Consider the following 21,282-nt stretch of genomic DNA (forward strand, 5'->3'; position numbering starts at 1 on the left):
CTCAGGCGTTGGCGACGATCGCACGCTGTCGCAGGATCTCCCGGGTAGCGGCGATACCGACGATGGTGAGCACCACCACCTCCGATGCCGCGAGACCCCAGACGACAGCGGTCGCCCCGAGCGTCGACCCCAGCAGGAACATCGCGGGAAGACCGACGCACGCCGACGAGATGATCGCCAGAAGCACGATGCGATTGCGGTTCGCGGGCACCAGCACGTTGCGGATCAGCGGCGTCGTCAACGAGATGATGAGATACGTCACCCCGTAGGCCGGGAACATCGAGGGGGGAGGCGCGACGGCGGAGCCCAAAAACGCCGCGGTCAGCCAGGGTCCGAGCAGGACCAGGACCAGCAGACCGACGATTCCCACGACGAGATGCAGAGCGAGGGCGACCAGGTGGCGCCGCGTCCGACCCTGTTCCCAGGTGGCCTCGAGGACCCACTTCTGCAGGGTGTTGCCGACGATCAGGATCGCCGTGAGCCCCACCCGATACAGCTTGTCGGCCGAGGTGAGCTCGGCGGCGGCCTGGGTGCCGACCACCCCCTGGGTGATGGGGACGGGCGCGGTCGTGTAGCTGCCCCCGAGGCCGTCGGCGCTCGCGAGGGGAAGGTTCTGACGGAAGCTCCCCGCGATGCCCGCGGGATGCAGCGGCGGGACGACCCGCCCGAAGAGATGGAGGTGGAGGGCCGCGAGTCCCACGAGTGTTCCGGCGATCATCATCAGCGGGTAGGCGACCAACTGTCCCGACAGCTGCATCACCAGAGCGCTGCCGGCCGTGAACACCGCCATGGGGATCGCCTCGTACCAGAGCACCATCTGCGCGCGTCCCGTGCCGACCGCGTACCACGACATCGTCAGTCCCGTGAGACCCGTCGCGAGGACGACGAGCGCAGCGACCCCTCCGAACGCGCCGCCGACGAGTGCCGCCGCGGCCCACGCGGCCACCCCGCCCGCGACGACGAACACCGTCAGGCGGGACCAGAAGCTGTGGGCGTAGACGTCCCTCCGGGCCTCGTCGTGCTCCGCCATCGCGATACGGGCTCCACCGGCGACGTTCCAGCCGTAGCTCGAGATCATCGCGAGGAGGCTGCCGAGCGCCTGGCCGGTACCGATCGCCGCCCACCCGTCGGCTCCCTGGATACGCGCCGCAATGGGCAGCACCAGCAGCGGCACGACGGCGACGATCATCGGCGCGGTGCCGAAGCCGATCAGACGAGCGAGAAGGACCTTCACCGGCCGCGCTCCGATAGCACCTTGTCGAGCACTCCCGCGGTCGCCTCGGCCGCGGCGTCCCAGGTGAAGCGCGACGCCCACCGCTGGGCCTCGGACCGCGCGGCGTCGTCGGCGGGAGTCCGCAACGCCGCCGTGATCGCGGCGCCGAAGGCGTTGGCATCCGTCGCATCGGCGTAGTGAGCCGCGTCGCCGCCGACCTCCCGCAGGACGGGGACATCGTGGGCGAGGACGGGAACGCGCCGACGCAGCGCGTCGACGACGGGGAGGCCGAAGCCCTCGGCGAGGGAAGGGCAGACGTACAGCGCGGCGGACTGGTAGAGCGCCTCGAGCTGCTCGTCGCTGACCCAGCCGGGCAGGATCACGTCGTGCTCGAGGCCGAGACGTGTCACCTCACCGGCGAGCGGGTCGGGCAAGCGGCTCCCGGCGACGACGGTCACGGGACGCTCGGCGGGGGCGATCGTGGCGAGGGCGGCGAGCAGTCCCGGGAAGTTCTTGTGCGGCATGCGGTTGCCGACGCTCAGGACGAGAGGTCGCCCGGTGGGCAGCGCGAGGGAGGACAGGATGCCGCGGGGGTCCGCCACGGGACGCGGTTCCGCGCTGCCGTTGTGCACCACCGACACCCTCCCGGCGGGAACGCCGAGGAAACGTCCGATACTGTCGGCGGCCGCGTGCGACACGGTGATCACGTGGTCGGCGGTCTGTGCCGAACGCCGCATGAGAGTCGAGGTCACGGCACGTTGCGCCCGCTGGGCGAGACCGCCGGGCACTTCGTCGTAGATCGCGTCGTGCACGGTGACCACGCGCGGGACGCCGCGGAAGACCGGGCCGAAGTTCGCCGGCGCCCACACCAGATCGGCGTGTCCCCGCCGCGCGAGCAGATCGGTCGCCGCGACCGCGCCCAGAGCCCACGTCGCCGGATCGGACCCTACCCACCGCACCGTCTGCACGTGGCCGGGGAAGAACGCCGAGACGCGGTCGGCACCGTCGCGACCGGTCAGCGCGGCGAAGCGCGTGTCGGGGAGGAGGGCAGCGATGCGGGGGAGCAGTTCGCGGACGTAGGTCTCGGTGCCCCCGCGCGAGCCGGTGAACCCGAGCAGATCGACGAGGACGCGGCGGTGGGCCATCAGCTCTCGATGACGGCTTCGGGGCGCTGCTCGCGCCGGGGCGTGGTCAGTACGCCCGAGAAGAAGCTCATCATCGCCGTCTGGAAGCCGAGGATGATCAACAACGCACTGGGCACGGCGATGCGCACGGCCTGTGCGGCGTTCTGCGCACCGAAGTCGAGGCTGCCCCACAACGCGACCTGCACGATGCCGATGATGATGCCGAGGAAGAACAGCCCCACACCGATCAGCAGGCCGCGCTCGGCCGACCACTTCGCCACGATGCGCCGGTATCTCTCGCTCGTCGGCAGGAATCCCTCTTGCGTGGCGTAGAGCTTGGTCAACCAGAAGAACAACAGGGACTGGAACCCGATCACGCACAGGGCACTGGCGTAGACCATGGTCGTCACGTCGAAGCCCACGTCGCCGATGCGGACCCCACCGAACGCCAGCACGCCGACGGCGATGGCGCCGAAGAAGAATGCCACGAGACCCGGGTAGACGAAGAGCCAGCGCGGAGCGAACAGCAGGAGGAAGCGCAGGTGACGCCAGCCGTCATGCCAGCTGCGCAGGTGCGGCGGGCGCGAGCGACCGTCCTTCTTGAGGGTCGTGGGGACCTCTTCGATGCGGAAGCGGGCGAGAGATGCCCGCACGACCATCTCGGAGGCGAACTCCATGCCGGTGGTCTGCAGGTCGAGCTGGCGGATGCGGGCGCGGTTGAAGCCGCGCAGGCCACAGTGGAAGTCGCGGATGCCGGGCTTGAAGAACAGCTCGCCGATGAACGACAGCACCGGGTTTCCGAGGTACTTGTGCAGCGGGGGCATGGCGCCCGGCTCGATGCCGCCGCGGAAGCGGTTGCCCATGACCAGATCTGCTCCGGCCCGCAGGCGCTCGACGAAGGGCTCGAGGTTCTCGAAGTCGTAGCTGTCGTCGGCGTCGGCCATGATGATGTACCGACCGCGGGCCGTCTCGATGCCGTTGATGAGCGCAGCGCCGTAGCCGCGACGCGGGGCGTGCGAGACGCGGGCGCCGAGCCCCTCGGCGAGGGCCTGCGAGCCATCGGTGCTGCCGTTGTCGGAGATGAGGATCTCGCCCCGGATGCCGCTGCGCTCGAGGAAGCCCTGCGCCTTGCGGATGCAGACTTCGAGCGTCTCGACCTCGTTGAGGCACGGCATGAGGATCGTCAGCTCGACGTCGGACGGTGCGGGAGTGGTCACGGGGTGTCTTCTTTCGTCTTCACCGCGGCGGGGCTCGGCAGCGACAGCGCCGAGATGATGCCGTCCACGGTGCGGCGGATGGTGCGAGTGCCGACGGCGGTGTCGTACCAGGCGCGCGCTGTGCGTCGCAGGTCGTCACCGCCCTCGGCGATGTCCCGGATGGCCCGGGCGAGATCGGCGGGGCGGGTGGTGGGGGAGACGACGCCGTTGACGCCGTCGTCGATGAGTTCGGTCGCGGCGTTGCCCTCGTCGGCGACGAGCACCACCGGAGTGCCGTGGGCATTCGCCTCGACGACGACGAGGCCGTACCCCTCGCGGCGTGACGGGTTGGCCAGGGCGAGGGCTCCGTGCAGCAGTGTGTCGAGTTCGGCATCCGAGACGAAGCCCGGGAAGTCTGTCCACTCCTCGCCGCCGACGCGTCGCACCTCGGCGCGCACGGCTTCGGAGCTGGGCCCGGTGCCGAGCACGACCAGGCGGAGGTCGGGCAGGCTCTTGCGCGCCGCCGCGACGGCGGCCGGGAGAACCTCGACGCGCTTGTCGGGGATGTGCCGGCCGACGTAGAGCACGTACGGCGGAGCCGCGGCCGCCGAGGGGGGAGCCACCTCGACGGCACCGTCGATGAGCCCGGGGCTCACGAGGGGCGCGCCACGCAGACCCTCACGGCGCAGACGGGCGGCCGAGAGCTGCGAGTGGCACGTGGCCAGCGGGGTGACCGCGATGGCCGCGCGCTGCAGGACCCAGGCGATCGTTCCGGTGACGACGCCCGAGTACTCGACCCACTGTCGGCGGTGCCACACCTCGAGGTAGTCGGCCGCCAGGCGCGTGCCCGATCCGAGCAGTGCCAGGCGGGCGGCGAAGACGTTGAAGATCGGCAGACCGCTGACGACGACGGCCGCGTACCGACGGCGCCGGCGCACCAGCGCGCCGAACAGTCCCGCCGCGTAGCGCAGGGCCGCAGGGATACGGCGCACACCGTCGTCGGAATACAGCGACAGGCGCCCGGTCACCGGCACGATACGGAAATGGTCTTCCGGCGGGGTCGCGGCATCCCACTGCACGGCGGTCAGATAGTCGACGTCGAGACCCGAGCGTCCCAGTTCGTCGGCGAAAGCGCGGTACTGCCGCTCACCACCGCCGGTGGAGTAGGGGAACAGGCAGTCGTACGCGACCGCCACGGTCGAAGCGCGCGACACCTCAGCACCCCTCGATGCGGAACAACTTGGCGGCCGGGCCCTGCGAATCCACGAGCACGAGGTGCGTGCCGGGAGTGAGGTCCTGGATGCCGCTGTAGGCCGCGGCGCCCGCGGGATCGATGACGTCCTGCGTGCCGAAGTCGAGCACGTAGTCGACGCCGAGCTGATCGACGGTGCGGCACACGGCCGGGTCGGAGTCGATGTCGCGAAGATGCGCGTTGAGGAAGAGCACCTCGGGGGAGGGGTTTCCGAAGACGTGCTTCTGGGTCACCTGGCGGTCTGCGAAGGCGAGCGCGAGGGAGGTACCCGTCCGGGGGCTCCCGGCGATGAGCGCGTCGGGGGGTGTCTCCTCGTCGAGACGCTCGAGCAGCGCCTCTTCGTCGGACGACAGGATGAGGGAGCTGTCGGTATAGGCGTAGGCCTCGTGCACCTGGGCGAGCGCGATTCGGACGTTGGGACCGATCGCCACCGAGAACACGGCGGCGATACCGACCACCACCGCGCCGACGCGGAGCCACCCGGGAACACGTCGTTCGCCAACAGTCGCTCGGACGAGATCGACGATGGCCAGCGCGCCGAGGGTGGCGACGGGGATGGCCACCAGCGGCAGCAGCGCGGCGAGCCGGTTCGAGTCGTTGTACCAGGGGTTGGTGAGCAGCTGACGCAGGGGGCTGTCGATGCGCAGGCCCGAGGCCACGGCGAACAGCGCCACCGCGACGGCGAAGGGCGCGAGGACCGTGAGCAGGCGGGGGCGGCGCGCGACGGCGGCGAAGCCCGCGATCAGCAGCAGAGAGGCGACCACGGTTGGAGTGAACCCGCGCGGTGCGGCGAACAGCCCTTCGCCGAGGGACTGCGACAGTTGCTGCCACGGTGCCCAGCCCGAGTGCTCGGCCCCGGTGCGGAAGACCGCGACGGTACCCGCCAACGCCACGGCGAAGGCGACCACGGCGATCCCGAGCCCGAGGACGGATCCGCGCGTGCGTTCGGTGACCGCGAGCACGGCGAACGCGGTGATGACGACGGCGGCGGCGAAGAACAGCAGGCTGAGGAACGCGTTGGGGTGGCCGAGAAAGGTTCCCCCGGCCAGCAGGGCGACCAGCAGAGCCGAGCGCACCAGGGCGGGGGCACCGCGCTCGGGCAGCATCGTCACGATGACCGCGAGGGCCGCGGGGAGCATGGCGTACCCGACGAGGTTCGGGTACAGCACGCCCCAGTTGAAGAACAGGGCGGGGAAGGCCCCGAACCCCGTCGACAGCGCAGCGGACACGACGTAGGCGGTGCGGCGCTGGGCGAAGAAGGCCCCGGCGAGAGCCATCACCGACGCGGGCCAGAGGATCGACACGATCGCCAGGTTCGACCCGTTCACCGCGACGGGGACGCTCGCGCCCGTCAACTCGGCGCCGAGGGTGGTGAGGGCGTGCCAGGCGTTCGGATAGAAGCCGATGTCGGAGGTGGACCCGATCTGGAACGGCGAAGCGCTGCCGTTCTGCAGGCCCAGGGCGATCGCGTTCAGGTGGACGATGTTGTCGAAGCGCTGCGCGATGTTGCCGGGAGCACCGAAGGCGCGGGCGAACATGACGGCGCTGACGAGGGCCGTCGCCACCAGCGACAGGAGCGCGACCAGTCCCGTTCGGCGCCCGGCGGGCGCGGTGTCGACCCCGGCGACGCGGCGCAGGACGAGTGCGATGCCCATGACCACGAGGGTGACCAGTGCCAGCGGCAACAGGTTCCACCGCAGACCCACGAGGGGAGCGACGGATGCCGCGGCGGCGGCGATCGTGACCGAGATCGCGGGAGCGAGCAGCAGCCGCTGGGGGCTTCGCCAGCCCCAGCCGACGGCGACCACGGCGACGCCGGGGATGATCAGAACGGCAGCGACGGCAAGGTACGCCGGAATCGCGCTGACCCAGTCACCCATGCAATTCCGTCTCCGTCCGCGGCCGTTACGACACGCCATCGTATCGGACGGTCTCTGCGGGGCCGCTGAGCGCGGCCGCGGGGGCACGGATGCGTCCCGGGTAGTATCGACCGGACGTCTCCCGCGGGGTCGTGCCCCCACTCTCGACACGAAAGACGCAGCATTTCATGGACCTTCTCATCGTCGGCTCCGGCTTCTTCGGCCTCACCATCGCCGAGCGCGCCGCCGCCGCGGGCCGCAAGGTCACGGTCATCGATCGTCGTCATCACATCGGCGGCAACGCCTATTCGGCGGACGAGCCCGAGACGGGCATCGAGGTGCATCAGTACGGCGCGCATCTCTTCCACACCTCCAACCCGACGGTGTGGGAGTACGTCAACCGCTTCACGCGGTTCACGAATTACGTGCATCGCGTCTACACGACGCACAAGAACGTGGTCTTCCCCCTGCCGATCAACCTCGGCACGATCAATCAGTTCTTCCAGGCGGCGTACACGCCCGATCAGGCGCGCGCGCTCGTGCACGAGCTCGCCGGGGAGTTCGATGCGAAGGATGCCGCGAACCTCGAGGAACGCGGGATCGCGCTGATCGGTCGTCCCCTGTATGAGGCGTTCATCCGCGACTACACCGCGAAGCAGTGGCAGACCGATCCGAAGGATCTGCCCGCGGAGGTCATCTCGCGGCTGCCCGTTCGCTACACCTACGACAACCGCTATTTCAACGACACGTGGGAGGGTCTGCCCGTCGACGGCTACACCGCGTGGCTGGAGCGGATGGCTGATCACCCGAACATCGACGTCAAGCTCTCGACCGACTACTTCGACGAGTCGCAGCCGCTGAACAAGAAGGCGACCGTCGGCCAGGTGCCGGTGGTCTACACCGGACCGGTCGACCGCTACTTCGACTACGCCGAGGGCGAGCTGTCGTGGCGCACGCTCGACTTCGAGCAGGAGGTTCTGCCGATCGGCGACTTCCAGGGCACCAGCGTGATGAACTACGCCGACGCCGACGTGCCGTACACGCGCATCCACGAGTTCAAGCACTTCCACCCCGAGCGCGCCGACCGGTACCCGACTGACAAGACGGTCGTCGTGCGCGAGTACTCGCGCTTCGCCACGCGCGCCGACGAGCCCTACTACCCGGTCAACACCGCCGACGACCGCGCCGGTCTGCTCGCCTACCGCGAGCTGACCAAGGGAGAGCGCGACGTGCACTTCGGCGGCCGCCTCGGCACGTACCAGTACCTCGACATGCACATGGCCATCGGTTCCGCTCTGTCGATGTGGAACAACCAGCTCGCGTGATGTCCCCGTGCATCTGACCCTCGGGTCGCCCACCCGCTCTGTGCCCGAGCACCGGGGGACGGAGGGGCGCTGGGCGTATCGTCGCGACGTCGACGGGCTGCGCGCCGTCGCCATCTTGCTGGTCGTGTCGTACCACGTCTGGTTCGGCCGGGTCTCGGGCGGCGTCGACGTCTTCCTCATGCTCTCGGCGTTCTTCCTCACCCGTGGGTTCGTCCGTCGCATGGCGGGCCCCGCCCCGGTGCGCCCGGTCCGTCACCTGCTCGGTGTGTTCCGTCGCTTGCTGCCGGCCGCTGCCGTGACCCTGGTCGGCATCCTGGCCGTGGTGTGGGCGGTCTATCCCGAGACGATGTACCGCTCGATCGCCGAGCAGGCGTGGGCGTCTCTCGGCTACGTGCAGAATTGGCTCCTGGCCGCCGACGCGGTGGACTACTACGCGCGCACCGACGTGCCGAGTCCGCTGCAGCACTTCTGGTCGATGTCGGTGCAGGGTCAGGCCTTCGTGCTGTGGGTGATCCTCTTGTGGGTCTGCCAGATCGCGGTCCGCCGTCGCGGGTGGTCCCCCGATCGCGTGGTGGGCGTGGTCTTCGGCGCGGTCTTCGCGATCTCGTTCGTCTACTCGGTCGTGCGCACCGCGTCGGCGCAGCAGCTCGCCTACTTCGACACCGGGGCGCGACTGTGGGAGTTCGCCGCGGGGTCCCTGCTGGTCATCGCGTTGCCCCGTGTGAGGTTCGGCGCTATCGCCCGCACCTTGATCGGGTGGGCGGGCCTCGTCGGACTCCTCGTGCTGGGTGCCGTACTCGACGTCCAGGGCGGTTTTCCCGGGTTCCTGGCGCTGTGGCCGGTGCTGTGCGCGGCGGCCATCGTGGTGGCGGGATCGGGTGAGACCGGGCGGTTCTCGCTGGCGAGGGTGCTCTCTGCGCGCCCGCTGCAGGCCGTGGGGCGGGATGCGTATGCGTTGTACCTCGTGCACTGGCCGATCCTCGTGACCTTCCTCGTCGTGAACGGCCGGACCGAGGTGGGGCTGGTGGGAGGGGCGGGGATCATCGTGCTGTCGCTCCTGCTCGCGCGGCTGTTGACCTGGGCCGTCGACCGTCCCGTGCGTGCCTGGCGGAGGACCGACACCTCCTCCCTGGTGCCGGTGACGGTTCTCGCGGTCGCCGCCGCCGTCGTGGCCGTTCCCGTCGGAGCCTGGCAGGCGTCGACGTGGCTGCAGCAGCGCGCGATCGAGGAGCGGGCGCTACAGGCCAATCCCGGGGCCGCTGTGCTGCGCGATCCTTCGTTGTCGAAACCTCCGGCAGACGCCCCGCTGCTGCCGCTTCCGACCCTGATCGACGACGAGTGGGTCCACCTCGACCGCGAGTGCTCGGGGGAGTGGGCGAACGACGTCGAGATGCTGCGCGGGACCTGCTCCGAGACCACCGGCACCCCGCGGGCCCGCCACACCATCGCCGTGATCGGCGACTCGCACGCGCAGCAGATCACGAGCGCCCTGCTCCCGGTCGCCGAGGCCAACGGGTGGGGAGTGGTCTTCCTCATCAAGGGGGGCTGCTCGATGGGTCTCGACGAGCCGGGTATGGACGAGCGCTGCGACGGGTGGCGCGAGGCGGCCATCGAGCTCGTCGAACGAGTGCGACCCGATGCGGCGCTGACGGTCGTGACGCGCTCGGATGCCGGGGAGGACGACGAGCGTCTGCGCCCGGGAATCGAACGCTTCCTCGACCGGATGGACGACGCGGGGGTGCCGGTGCTGGGCGTCCGCGACAACCCGCGTTTCGCCTTCAACATGTACGACTGCGTGGTCGGGTCCGACGATCCGCTCGACTGCGCGGTTCCGCGGTCGGCATCGCTCGCCGATCGGAACCCCGCCGACGACCTCGACCGCCCGGGTCTGCACCTCGTCGACCTCACGCCGTGGATCTGCCCCGACGACCTCTGCGTCGGCGAGATCGGGAACGTCGCGGTCTACCGCGACGACAACCACCTCAGCCGCCTCTATGCGCGTACGCTCAGTCCGTCCCTGGCCGAGCAGCTGCCGGCCACGATCGGCTGAGCCGCGGACGCACAGGCGTCCCGCGTCGCGTCAGCGCGGACGACTCAGCCGACCGGCTGCGACTGCTCCAGCGGCGGCATCGGCTTCCACGAGGAGTCGCGCAGGATGCGTCGGCCGTCGCGGAGCCCACGGAACAGGTGGCTCGTGCCGGTGATCTTGCGTTCGACCACGACGAGGCGGATGAGTTCCTTCACGAAGGTGAGCGTCGTCCCGAGCGTGAAGGGCAGGGTGCGGTAGACGCCGAGCGCGCGGTAGTACTTCTGCAGGTAGGCGCGATTGCGCATGATGTAGTACCGGTACGCGTCGCTCGACGCGTTCATGTGCCGGATGCCCATGTCCCACTGCTTGATCTCGCGCGTACGGCGCAGCACGAACTCGTTGACGATCACCGAGGGCGTGTGGCGAGAAGCGAGCCAACCGTAGAGCTGGTCGTCCCAGTAGATGAAGAAGCGGGGATCGGGCAGGCCGATCTTTGCCACGATGTCGCGGTGGATGAACATGCCCTCGAAGCAGCCTGAGTTCATCGGCTTGAACCCGGAGTCGTCGAAGGCGGCGGGGGCGAAGGGGATCGGGATCGCCATCGACTCGGCCACGCGGTACTGCCAGTAGAACTCGCTGCCGTCGTAGTCGTAGCGCCGCCCCTGGATGCTGCGGAAGCGCGGCGTCCAGTGCCCCATGCGAGCGAGCCCGTCCGTCACGACTTCGACGTCGTCGTCCATCAGCCAGATCCATTCGGATCCGAGCTCGTAGGCCGTGCGCATCCCCTCGCTGAACCCGCCCGAGCCGCCGGTGTTCGTCTCGAGACGGCGATAGACCAGCTCGGTGGGCAGGCGATCGCGGAACGATTCGACCACCGCGGTGGTGTCGTCGGTCGAGGCGTTGTCGATCACGACGAGGTGACCGGGTGCCGGGTCCATGCGTTCGATGCTCTCGAGGAGCCGCGTCAGCAGGTGCGTGCGGTTGTAGGTGACGACGACGATGGTCGCGGTCTTCGGGTCGAACGGGGCCGTGGTCACGGACGCTCCTCGAAGGTCGCGCGCCAGTTGGCCTCGGAGACGAGCTCGGGCAGGGCGCTGCGGTACTGACGGGACAGGCGGGGCCATTCGCGCTGGAGCCGTCGGTGCAGCTTCCAGCTGTCGACGAGCATGCGACGGAACATCGCGCGATCGCGCGTGTAGATGTTCTTGCCGGAGCCGTCGGCGGCGCTCACGAGGGCGCTGTCGTAGAGCGGGACGCGCCACCAGTGTGCGTCGCCCTTGCCGAATTCGACCTCGGGCTGGCTGATGTTCTCGGGCCTGGGCGTGTGGAACCAGTGCGACACGAGGGTGCGCGCGGTGAAGGTGCGCAGGGCCAGACCCGTGGGGCTGTCGAACTCGTGCTTCTTCAGGCGCTTGAACACCTGGCGCCCGTGACGCGAGCGCAGCGGCACGCCCGAATCTTTGTGCACGACGGTCTCGGCGTGTTTCTTCGCGACCGTGCGAGCGTCGGGCATGGCCGTGGCGAGATTCGCGCGCATGTGGTCCGGCCCGGAGAGCACGTCGCGCAAGGCGCGGTGGCGCAGCTCGACCGGGTAGTACTGCATCATCATGAGGTGCTTGAGGTCGACGCGTCGGCTGTGCCGGATGAGCGTCCCGCCCTGCGGCGAACGCGAGTGCAGAAGCGCGGCGACGATGCGATTGCGGGCGTGGAAGTACGCCTGCCAGTCGATCGAGTCGTCCTTGCCCAGCCACGAGACGTGCCAGAGCGCGACACCGGGCATGGAGACCGTGGGGTAGCCGGCATCCCGAGCCCGAACGCAGAACTCGGCGTCGTCCCACTTGATGAAGGCGGGGAGGGAGAGGCCGATCTCGCGCAGGATGCTGGTGGGGATGAGGCACATCCACCAGCCGTTGTAGTCGGCGTCGAGGCGCATGTGCAGCAGCGGGCTCTGGCGCAGATTGGCGACGCTGAAGTCGTGGGGGAGGCGCTCCTGGAACAGAGCCCGCCACATGAAGGGGGCATCGTCGACGACCTCGGCCCAGGCGTGGAGCTTCGGGCGGTCGAGGAGGTCGAACATATGGGCGCCGACGATCGTCGGCACCGAGGCGTACCGGCCGAACACCACCGAGCGGCGGATCGACTCCGGCTCGATCCGCACGTCGTCGTCGAGCAGCTGCACGAAGTCGCTGCCCTCCCGGGCGAGGGTCTCGACCATGGCGCGGGCGAAGCCGCCCGAACCGCCCAGATTGGGCTGGCGCAGCACCTGGAGGGTGTCGCCGAGACGCTCGGCGACCGCCGGGTAGGCCTCTTGCGCCTCGACCAGATCGGTGCCCTGGTCGATGATGAACACCCGGTCGACGACGTCGAGCACGTCAGGGGCGTCGGCGAGGGCCTCGAGCGTCGAGACGCAGTAGTCGGGCTTGTTGTAGGTCGTGACGCCGATGCTGGCCTTGCCGCCGCGGACGGGCTCCTGCTCCGTTGTCCACTCGGCGCCCTCGAACATCGCGTCCGCCTGGTCGGCGGCCACGTCGAACCAGATCCACCCGCCGTCGCTGTACTGATCGAGCACGAGGTCGAACGAGGTCGCGACGGCGTCGCCGCGCACCTCGCGCGTCTCGATGCGCTGCTTCGTGCCGCCGCCGTTCGAGCGGTACACGAGCACCGTGGCATCCCCCGAGGTGTGCACGGTCAGGCGCACGTGGCGCACGGCCGTCCAGTGCTGCCAGTACGAGGCGGGGAAGGCGTTGAAGTAGGTGCCGAAAGAGACGCGTCGGCCGGCGACGATGCGGGCGCGGTGGCGATCGAGGATGTTGCCGAGCTGGGCGACGTTGGTGACCCGCACCGGCTCCTCGTCGATGGTCGACCACGTCTCGGGGTCGACGTACAACGGAAGGAGGTCGGGGTCGCGGTCGAGCGGCAGCACGGCGTTCTGCAGGGTGTACGTCACGAAGAGATCTTTCGGTCGAGGAGCCGCGGCCGCGGACGGCCAGCGGGCAGTCTACCGGGCGCACGTGCCGCGACCCTGAGCGTTCGACGCCCCGGTGCGCGGCTCAGAGCGCGGGGCGCGGCAGTTCTCCCCGCTCGATCGAGATGCTCTGTTCGCTCGGGCCGACCCCCACCAGCGGGGTCTGCTTGATCTTCGCGCCGAAAAGGATCACGAACATCCATCCCCACAGCAGCAGGGGGCCCGAGTCTGTCAGACCCTGCACCACGAGCAGCGCGCCGACGAGGGTCGGCAGCAGGGTGAGCGGGGAGTGCGGTCGATCGTCGCGCAGATCCCAGCGCGGGCGGTCGATCGCGAAGAACCACGAGCGCCACAGGTACGCGAGGTACACGAGCGCCAGCAGCGCCACCCCCACACCGCCGAGCTGAAGGTAGGCGTCGAGCCACATGCCGTGCGCTTGCGTCACCGGCTGCCCGTGGTCGGCGATCCAGCCGCCGATGAGCGGTTCCGAGGTGATCCACGGCGTCGAGAACCCCCACCCGATGATCGGATGCTGATCCGCCCGGGCCAGCACGTCGGCCCAGATCCCCTCGCGTCCGGTGAGGTCGGCACCCCGGCCCAGCACGCCGAAGATCGTGTCGCGCCCGAACCACAGCGCCGCACCGCCGCCCAGGCCGATCGCCGCGTAGAGGAGGTACCAGCGCGTGCGCTCGCCGGGACGGCTCGCGGTGCGCATGACCAGCACGGTGCCGAGCACGAGCGCGACGAAGACCGCGGCGATCGCTCCCGTGATCGACTGCGCGCGCACGAAGAGGAAGCCGGCGACGACGATCCACACGACCAGCAGCGCACGGCGCGGCGCGCCGACCGCGAGGCGGACGCCGAACACGATGACGGCGACGAGCATCACCGCGGCCAGGAGGTCGGCGTCGCCGAAGATGCCCTGGATCCGGCCGCCCGTGAACAGGGCACCTCGAGACCAGGGAACCTGCCCCGGTTCGGTCGCGACGACGAATCCCGGCAGCAGCGGTCCTCGCACGATGACGGACACCGCGAGCTCGAAGACCAGCGACAATCCGACGACCCATTTGGCCGCCGACGCGATCGCGCGCACGACGTCTCTCCAAGTGAGCACCGCCCCGACGAACAGCGCCTGGAACGTCGTGATCCACAGGAGAAGCAGAGTCAGGACGGATGCCGCGGGCCAGGCGCTCCACAGCACCGACGCCGTCGCCCAGACGAGGTATCCCGCGGCGATCCACGGCAGGCGCCGGACGGGGACGGGCGGGCGCACGACGAGCCATACGACGGCGGACACGACGGTGGAGGCCGCGACGACGACCGCGGTGACGGTCGGACCGACCGCATTCAGCAGACCCACCCCGCCGAGGCCCAGGATGAGGAGCAGCACGCACCAGGCCCGCAGCAGCAGATGCCCGGTGGTCTCGCGCGCGGGCGCCGTCGGCAGCGCCGACACGGGGTGATTCGTGTGCATCGCCATGGTGTGTTCAGGGTAGCGGTCGGCATCCGTCGTCGTCGGGTGCGCGCATTAGGCTGACGCCGTGCTGATCGCCATCTCGAACACCCCCCGCGACTACGCCTGGGGCAGCCCCACCCTCATCGCCGATCTCGAGGGCCGCGAGCCCACGGGAGCCCCCGAGGCCGAGGTGTGGTTCGGCGACCACCCGGGTTCGCCGGCCGAGGTGCACGACGGATCCGACCGCACGCTCGACGAGTGGTTGCCCGCCGCCGCGGCAGAGCAGGGCGTTCCCGAGAAGCTGCCCTATCTTCTGAAGCTGCTCGCGGCCGGAGCGCCGCTGTCGATCCAGGTGCACCCCTCGAAGGAGCAGGCGGTCGAGGGCTTCGCGCGCGAAGAGAAGGCGGGCGTCCCGCGCGACGCGGGCGAGCGCAATTACAAGGACGACAATCACAAGCCCGAGGTGATCGTCGCCCTCAGCGACACGTTCACCGCGCTCGCGGGACTGCGCGACCTGGAACGCACGCGCACCCTCGTCGACGCCCTCGGCGACGCCCCCGCCGTGCGGGCGCTGCGTGACCGCCTCTCGGGCGACGACGCTCTGCGCTCGGCGATCGGCTGGCTGCTCGGCGGGGCGGAGCGAGCCGAGATCGAAGAGATCGTGGATGCCGCGGCCTCGGCCGAGGCGCCGCAGTTCGCCGCCGAGCTGGCCCTGACGCGGTCGCTGCACTCCGCCTATCCGGCCGATCCGGGAATCGTGGTCGCGCTGCTGATGAACCTCGTCGAGTTGCGGCGCGGGGAGGCGATCTTCGTGCCCGCGGGCGTGCTGCACGCCTATGTCGCCGGCCTCGGGGTCGAGATCATGGCCGCGAGCGACAACGTCCTGCGCGGCGGCCTGACGCCCAAGCACATCGACGTCGAGGAACTGCTGGGTCTCGTCGATTTCCGTCCGGCCGAGCCGCCGTTCCTGCGCCCGGTCGCCGCGGGGGAGAACGCCGAGATCTTCGCGCCGGGGATCATCGACTTCGCCCTCGGCCACCTCGAGGCGGGCGCGCCGGGGCGAGTGGACCTGCGCGGCGTCGCGATCGCGCTCGGGGTGGCGGGCGAGACCGTGCTCACCGGGTCGTCGGGCGCGCGCATCGCCGTGCGGCCGGGCCAGGCGGCCCTCGTCACCCCCGACGAGTCGCCGCTGGCGAGCGACGGTGGGGGCGAGGTCTTCGTCGCCATGCCCGGCGCCTGAGGTCCGCGACACGCCGGGGCGGCGGGTAAAGGTTCACCTCGCCCTTGAGGGTTTACGATCCGCGACTTGACTCAGCGGAATGACACGGGTGTAATTATGACGGCGCGGAACCGCGTCATGGGGGCTCGAGCGAGGCGGAGGACGATATGGCGACATCGCAGTACCGGTCCGGTGTCCCGGAGAATTGGTTCGTCGATCCGGTGGATCTCGGTGTTCCCGGAGTCCGTCGCGACATCGACTCCACCGAAGAGAACACCCTCGCCTGGCAGACCGACGCTCTGTGCTCGCAGACCGATCCCGAGGCCTTCTTCCCAGAGAAGGGCGGGTCGACGCGGGATGCCAAGCGCATCTGCACCTCGTGCGATGTGAAGTCCGAGTGCCTCGAGTACGCGCTCCAGAACGACGAGCGCTTCGGCATCTGGGGCGGCTTGAGCGAGCGCGAGCGTCGCAAGCTCAAGCGTCGCGCCTGACCTCGTCATCCGCGGTCCGTCCGTCTGAGCGATCCGTTCGCCGACGGCGCGGCGTCCGTGATCGCGAGAGAGCGCACTTAGGCTGATCCGCGTCATGCCCGACCGTGTTCACGCCATCCTCGTCGTGCGTCCCGAAGGACGCACTCCTGCAGCGAACCATCTGGAGCGCACGCTGGCGGCTCTCGCCGCGCAGACGCGCCCCGTGGATGCGCTCACCATCGTGCTGTGCGGCGCCGACGCCGGGCTGAGGGATCTCGCCGCGTCCTCGGGTGCCGAGGGCGTCATCACGGCACCGGCCAGCACCTCGTTCGCCGCGGCCACGGCGCTCGCCACGCCCCGTCTGACCGGCGACGCCGTGTGGTTGCTCGCGCAGGACACCGCCCCCGACCCCGACGCCCTCGTGCGTCTCGCGGGCGCCCTCGAGCTCTCTCCGCCCCTCGTCGTCGCGGCCCCCAAGCTCGTGGCGTGGGACGACCGCGACGCGATCCTCTCGCTGGGCGTGAGCATGAACCGCTACGGCGGCACCGTCGAGCTCGCGGCCGGCGAACTCGACCAGGGACAACGCGACGGGGATGCCGACGTGCTCGGCGCCGACGTGCGGGGCCTGCTCGTGCGCCGCGACGCGTGGACCGCCCTCGGAGGCCTCGATCCCGCCCTCGGCGGCGCCGACGAGGGACTCGACCTCGGCGTGCGCGCGCGCCTGGCGGGTCACCTCGTCTCGCTCGTGCCCTCCGCCCGTGTCGCCGTCGCCGGAGACGGCGTGGCCGCCATGGCTCGCGGTCGTCGCCGTGCGCGCCGCCGCGCCTTCGCGACACGCACGGCGCAGCTGCACCGCCGACTCGTCTACGCGCCCGCCCCCGCGGTCGCCCTGCACTGGCTCTCGCTGCTGCCGCTGGCCCTGTGGCGCACGGTCCTGCACCTGGTCGCGAAAGTTCCCTACCGGGTGCTGCCCGAATGGGGAGCGACGCTGCTGGTGATGGCTCGGCCGGCCGCCGTCGCCCGTGCTCGCGGCCGCATCCGCTCTTCCCGGAGGGTGGGGTGGTCGCGCCTGTCGCCCCTGCGGGTGTCGCGTGCCGAGATGCGCCTGCGGTGGGAGAGCGACGTCGCCGACCCCGATGCCCCGGTGCGCTCGGAGCTGCGCTTCTTCGTCGGCGGCGGAGCCTGGGCGGTGCTCGGGGCCCTCGCTGTCTCGGCCGCGCTCTTCGCCCCGCTGCTGGCGTGGCCCGTCCTCGGCGGAGGCGCCCTGGCGCCGCTACGACAGAACGTGGCCCAGCTCTGGCAGGACGCCGCTTGGGGTGCACGCCCCCTCGGGCTGGATGTCGTCGGGCCGGCGGATCCGTTCTCGGCGCTCGTCGCGGTGATCGGCTCCCTGTCGCCGGGGGAGCCCTCGCGCGCGTTCGTGGTGCTCTGGGTGCTCGCCCTGCCGCTCGCCGTCCTCGGCGGGTGGTTCGCGGCGACCCGCGTGACGGAGTCGTCGATGCTGCGCATCGTCGCCGGCTTCGCCTGGGCTCTCGCCCCGACCTTCCTCGCGGCTCTCGTCGAGGGTCGACCCGCGGGTGTGCTGGTGCACCTGCTCCTGCCGTGGCTGTTCTACGCCGCGAGCGTCGCCCACCGGTCGTGGGCGCCGGCGGGAGCGGCATCCCTCCTCCTCGCCGCCGTCCTCGCGTCGGCTCCCTCTCTGGCTCCCGCCGTCGTGGTGCTGTGGTCGGCAGCGCTGGTGGTCGTCGCCCTGGTGGCCGGTCGCGGAGTCGCCCGGGTCGTCTGGCTCCTCGTCCCCTCCATCGTCGTGTTCGCCCCGCTCGTGTGGACGCAGGTGCGCGCGGGCAACCCCTGGGGCCTTCTCGCCGACCCCGGCGTCGCCTACGCGGGCGCCGAGGCCTCCGCGACGCCGCTCGGGCGCGCGCTGATCGCCGCGGGATTCCCCACGTCCGACCCGGGCGGCTGGGCGAGCCTGACCGGGGGACCGGTCTGGTGGGTCGGGCTGCTCGTCGCGCCCCTCGCCGTCCTGGCCGTGCTGGCGGTCCTCACCCCGCGGTGGATCACGGCATCCGCCCTCATCGTCCTCACGGTGGTGGGACTGGCCACCGCCTTCGCCGCGGTGGGCATCGCCGTGTCGTTCGACCACTCGATCCCCGTGCCGCTCTGGCCGGGAGCGGGCCTGAGTCTCGCGTGGATCGGCCTCGTCGGCGCAGCCGTCATCGCCCTCGACGCCGGGATCCCCGCGCGCGTCCACGTCCTCCGACCGGTCGGTGCGCTAATCGCTCTCGCGGCCCTCGCGGTCTCGGTCGCCCCCGCTCTCACCGCCCAGACGACCGGGACCGATAGCGGTCGCTCGGTGCTGACGAACGGTCCCGTCTCGACCCTCCCGGCGTTCGTCGCCGCCGAGGGGCGAGGATCGCTCGGCATCGGCACGATCGTCCTCGACCCCCGCGCCGACGGTCTGCGGGTTCAGGTCGTCTGGGGCGGCAGCGCCACCCTCTCGGGTCAGAGCACCGTCGAGGCCACGCGCACCTCGGCCGACGAGGACGACGTCGAGCTCGCGGCCCTCGCGGCGGATCTCGTGACCCCGTCGGCCGACGACGTGGTCTCGCGACTCGCCGAACGCGGCATCTCGTTCGTGCTGCTCGAATCGGCCCCGGCCGGCGAGGACGACGTGATCCGCGGAACGCGGCTGGGAGCCGCCACGTCGCTGGACCAGCGCGACCTGCTCGACCCCGTGGGAGCCACCTCGCGCGGCGACCTCTGGCGCGTGAACACCGCGGTCACCCCGCGCCCGCCCCTCGACGACCACCGGCTCGGACTGCAGCGCCTGGTCGCCGCCGGATCCCTCGCCGTCGTGCTGATCGCCCTCCTGCTCGCCGTACCGACCGCCGCATCGCGGCGGGTCGCCCGCCGCACGCCGCGCATCGTCGGCCCGAACCCGGGAGGAACCCGATGAGCGAGCGTCGCTTCGTCCGGGTCGCCGCCACGAGCGCCCGCGTCATCGCGGGTGCGGCCGTGGCCACGGCCGCCGTCGTCGGCACGGTCGTCGGGATCGCGGCCCCCTGGCCGCAGTACTCCGCGACCCCCGTGCGCGTGCAGGCCACCCCGGCCCCCGGCGACACCCTCCTCGCGTGCGACGGGCCCCTGCTGGCCCTCGGGCGCAGTGCCGATTCCGCGAGCTCCCTGAGCGCGGCGGCGGCGCAGCAGGTCGTCAGCGGCCCCGCAGGCTCGAACGCGACGACAACCGCCCTGACCGGGGCAACGGCCGATTCCTCCGGCGACGCCGAGGCTCTGCGCGCGTCTCCCCGCGACCGCGCTCAGACTCCTCTCGCGGCCGCCGGGTCGGCCACGGCTGCCGCGAGCGATCTCATCGGATTCGCGGCATCCGCCTGTCGCCCCCCGCTCGCGGAGTCGTGGCTGGTCGGGGGTGCCTCCACGACGGGATCGAACGACCTCGTCGTGCTGGCCAACCCCGGCGACGTTCCGGCGACCGTCCAACTGTCGGTCTACGGGGCGCAGGGCGTCTCGACCCCGGCGAGCGGTCAGAACCTCGTGGTTCCCGCGGGTGGTCGTCGCGTCGTCCCCCTCGCGGGATTGCTGCTGGGAGAAGAGAGCCCGGTCGTGCGCGTCGTCTCATCGGGTGCCCCGGTCCACGCCTCGCTCCAGGCCACGCTGACGCGTCTGCTGCTTCCCGGTGGCGCCGATCAGGTCGCACCGCTCGCCCAGGCCGACACTCGGCTGGTCATGCCGGGCGTGCAGGTGCTCGCCACCGGCGCCGGTCAGGCGGGCACGGTTCTCCGGCTGCTCTCGCCGGGCTCCGACGCCACCGCGACGGTGACGCTGGTTCCGAACGACCCCGCCGTCGCCGCTCCCGCCCCCACTGACATCCCCCTGACCACGGGCCTTCCGACCTCTCTCAACCTGTCGGGTCTCGCCGTCGGCGCCTACACGGTCGATGTCACCGCCACGGCGCCCATCGTGGGGGCGACGTGGTCGACGACCGGTTTCGGGGAGGGGTCGGACTTCGCCTGGTACGTCCCGGCGCCCGAGATCTCGGCCCCGAGCACGATCGCCGTCGCCGCGGGGGTGGGAGCGAACCTCGTGATCGCCGGCGCCGTGAGCGACACGACCGTCACGCTCACCCCGTCCGACGGAGGCGCGCCCGTCACCACAACCGTGGCCGCCGGCGCCAGCGTGGCCGTGCCGGTCGCCGCGGGCGTCTACCGCCTCGAATCGGGTTCCCCGGTCCGGGCGGCGGTCTCGTATGCGGGGACGGGGGCCCTGGCCTCCTACCCTCTGTGGCCGGCGGATGCCGCCGCGTCGGCGCTCACGATCCTGCCCTAGCGAACCGCTCGCCCGGCGCGGGTCAGAAGAAGCGGAACCGTTCGGGACCGAGGTCCCACGGGTCGCGATCGAGGTATTCGGCCGCGGCGCGGAAGACCGCGCCCTCGATGATCATGCGGCGGTGCAGGTCGTCGTCGTGGTGAGGGTGGCCCAGGCGTTCGATGGGCACCCGGTACAGGATGATGCGCTTCTCTTCGCGCAGGACCGTCCACCGCGGGATGCCGTCGGCAGCCGCGGGCGGCATGATCCCGATCTCGAACGACACCTCGCGCAGGTCGGTCCACGCCGAACGCAGGAACTCGGCCGCGGCGCCGACGGCGATGTCGAAGCGCTCGACACGCGTGTCGATCGGGGGCAGCGGGGGGCGCACGACGGGGCTGCGGTTCTCGCGGCCGTGGCGACCGTGTCGCGAGGGGCGGGCCACCGGCCGCGCTTCCCGGGATCGGCGACGCATCATGGGCCCATCCTACGTTCGAGGGGCCGGCTCGGTCGTGCCGTGCGTCGAGGCGGACCGCGGGTCCCCTGCGGCGGCGGGGGCGCGGCATCCCGGATCCGGCGGCGCGGCGTCGAAGCGCTGTCGGAGGGGCTGGCTAGGCTGGCCCGCGATGCGCGACAGACTCTGCTCGAAGGTGGGATGCGCCCGCGAGGCGATGAGCACCCTCACTTACGACTACGGCGACCAGATGGCGGCCCTCGGCCCCCTCGGTCCCGCGGGCGACCCGCACGCGCACGACCTCTGCGCGATCCACGCCGACCGCCTGTCGGTGCCCAAGGGCTGGGTCGTCGTGCGACACGAGACGCTTCGCACCTGACGCGCGGCGCTCCCG

General features: G+C 71.1%; 16 protein-coding genes. 7 read left to right on the plus strand and 9 right to left on the minus strand.

What is annotated here, in order from left to right; translation table 11 throughout:
- Position 1: 1 nt before the first annotated feature.
- Genes NE358_RS04170 through NE358_RS04190 form a run of 5 tightly spaced genes read right to left on the minus strand, consistent with a single transcriptional unit; the run spans position 2 to position 6,665 of the window.
- Positions 2–1,234, minus strand: coding sequence for a lipopolysaccharide biosynthesis protein (locus NE358_RS04170; RefSeq protein ID WP_141375384.1), 1,233 nt, complete (start codon positions 1,232–1,234; stop codon positions 2–4).
- A complete protein-coding gene (locus NE358_RS04175) occupies positions 1,231–2,358 on the minus strand; it encodes a glycosyltransferase family 4 protein (protein WP_289941769.1) in 1,128 nt (375 codons plus the stop codon). Before NE358_RS04175 ends, NE358_RS04170 begins: the two co-directional genes overlap by 4 nt.
- Positions 2,358–3,554, minus strand: a complete 1,197-nt coding sequence (locus NE358_RS04180) for a glycosyltransferase family 2 protein (RefSeq protein WP_289941771.1) — start codon at positions 3,552–3,554, stop codon at positions 2,358–2,360. The genes NE358_RS04175 and NE358_RS04180 overlap by 1 nt, the downstream gene beginning before the upstream one ends.
- Positions 3,551–4,747 (minus strand): glycosyltransferase family 4 protein, encoded by a 1,197-nt coding sequence (locus NE358_RS04185; protein ID WP_289941773.1) that lies wholly within the window; start codon positions 4,745–4,747, stop codon positions 3,551–3,553. The genes NE358_RS04180 and NE358_RS04185 overlap by 4 nt, the downstream gene beginning before the upstream one ends.
- A gap of 1 nt (position 4,748) precedes the next feature.
- Positions 4,749–6,665 carry a DUF6541 family protein gene (locus tag NE358_RS04190; RefSeq protein WP_289941776.1) on the minus strand — a complete coding sequence of 639 codons (1,917 nt, stop codon included), beginning with the start codon at positions 6,663–6,665 and terminating at the stop codon, positions 4,749–4,751.
- A 167-nt stretch (positions 6,666–6,832) separates the two neighbouring features.
- On the opposite strand from NE358_RS04190, the gene glf reads away from it, so the two are divergent.
- Both glf and NE358_RS04200 read left to right on the plus strand, forming a co-directional pair.
- Entirely contained in the window at positions 6,833–7,969 is a 1,137-nt protein-coding gene (glf, locus tag NE358_RS04195; RefSeq protein WP_103206496.1) for a UDP-galactopyranose mutase, read from the plus strand.
- 7 nt (positions 7,970–7,976) lie between these two features.
- On the plus strand, positions 7,977–10,019 hold the full coding sequence (locus NE358_RS04200; RefSeq protein WP_289941783.1) for an acyltransferase family protein: 2,043 nt from the start codon (positions 7,977–7,979) through the stop codon (positions 10,017–10,019).
- 44 nt (positions 10,020–10,063) lie between these two features.
- On the opposite strand, the gene NE358_RS04205 is transcribed toward NE358_RS04200, so the two are convergent.
- The 3 genes from NE358_RS04205 to NE358_RS04215 all read right to left on the minus strand — a co-directional run bounded on the left by NE358_RS04205 (position 10,064) and on the right by NE358_RS04215 (position 14,443).
- Complete coding sequence (locus tag NE358_RS04205) at positions 10,064–11,035, minus strand: glycosyltransferase family 2 protein (protein ID WP_103206494.1); 972 nt, start codon at positions 11,033–11,035, stop codon at positions 10,064–10,066.
- Positions 11,032–12,945, minus strand: a complete 1,914-nt coding sequence (locus NE358_RS04210; protein WP_103206493.1) for a glycosyltransferase — start codon at positions 12,943–12,945, stop codon at positions 11,032–11,034. The genes NE358_RS04205 and NE358_RS04210 overlap by 4 nt, the downstream gene beginning before the upstream one ends.
- A 103-nt stretch (positions 12,946–13,048) precedes the next feature.
- Positions 13,049–14,443, minus strand: a complete 1,395-nt coding sequence (locus tag NE358_RS04215; RefSeq protein ID WP_116238503.1) for an O-antigen ligase family protein — start codon at positions 14,441–14,443, stop codon at positions 13,049–13,051.
- Positions 14,444–14,504: 61 nt separating this feature from the next.
- Between NE358_RS04215 and manA the strand changes: the two genes are divergently transcribed.
- The 4 genes from manA to NE358_RS04235 all read left to right on the plus strand — a co-directional run bounded on the left by manA (position 14,505) and on the right by NE358_RS04235 (position 20,455).
- Complete coding sequence (gene manA, locus NE358_RS04220; RefSeq protein ID WP_103206491.1) at positions 14,505–15,659, plus strand: mannose-6-phosphate isomerase, class I; 1,155 nt, start codon at positions 14,505–14,507, stop codon at positions 15,657–15,659.
- Positions 15,660–15,805: 146 nt separating this feature from the next.
- The gene (locus tag NE358_RS04225; RefSeq protein ID WP_074694106.1) at positions 15,806–16,129 is read left to right on the plus strand and encodes a WhiB family transcriptional regulator; all 324 of its coding nucleotides are present in this window, start codon (positions 15,806–15,808) and stop codon (positions 16,127–16,129) included.
- Between the two features lie 94 nt (positions 16,130–16,223).
- A complete protein-coding gene (locus tag NE358_RS04230) occupies positions 16,224–19,067 on the plus strand; it encodes a glycosyltransferase (protein WP_289941794.1) in 2,844 nt (947 codons plus the stop codon).
- Positions 19,064–20,455, plus strand: a complete 1,392-nt coding sequence (locus NE358_RS04235; RefSeq protein ID WP_289941797.1) for a DUF5719 family protein — start codon at positions 19,064–19,066, stop codon at positions 20,453–20,455. Before NE358_RS04230 ends, NE358_RS04235 begins: the two co-directional genes overlap by 4 nt.
- Positions 20,456–20,477: 22 nt before the next feature.
- Here the strand turns inward: NE358_RS04235 and NE358_RS04240 are convergent, their stop codons facing one another.
- Positions 20,478–20,912 carry a hypothetical protein gene (locus NE358_RS04240; protein ID WP_246077938.1) on the minus strand — a complete coding sequence of 145 codons (435 nt, stop codon included), beginning with the start codon at positions 20,910–20,912 and terminating at the stop codon, positions 20,478–20,480.
- Positions 20,913–21,060: 148 nt separating this feature from the next.
- Here NE358_RS04240 and NE358_RS04245 point away from each other — a divergent pair, with 148 nt between their 5' ends.
- Complete coding sequence (locus NE358_RS04245) at positions 21,061–21,267, plus strand: DUF3499 family protein (protein WP_103206488.1); 207 nt, start codon at positions 21,061–21,063, stop codon at positions 21,265–21,267.
- Positions 21,268–21,282: the final 15 nt, after the last annotated feature.

The sequence above is a fragment of the Sphingomonas sp. G5 genome (genome assembly GCF_052660795.1).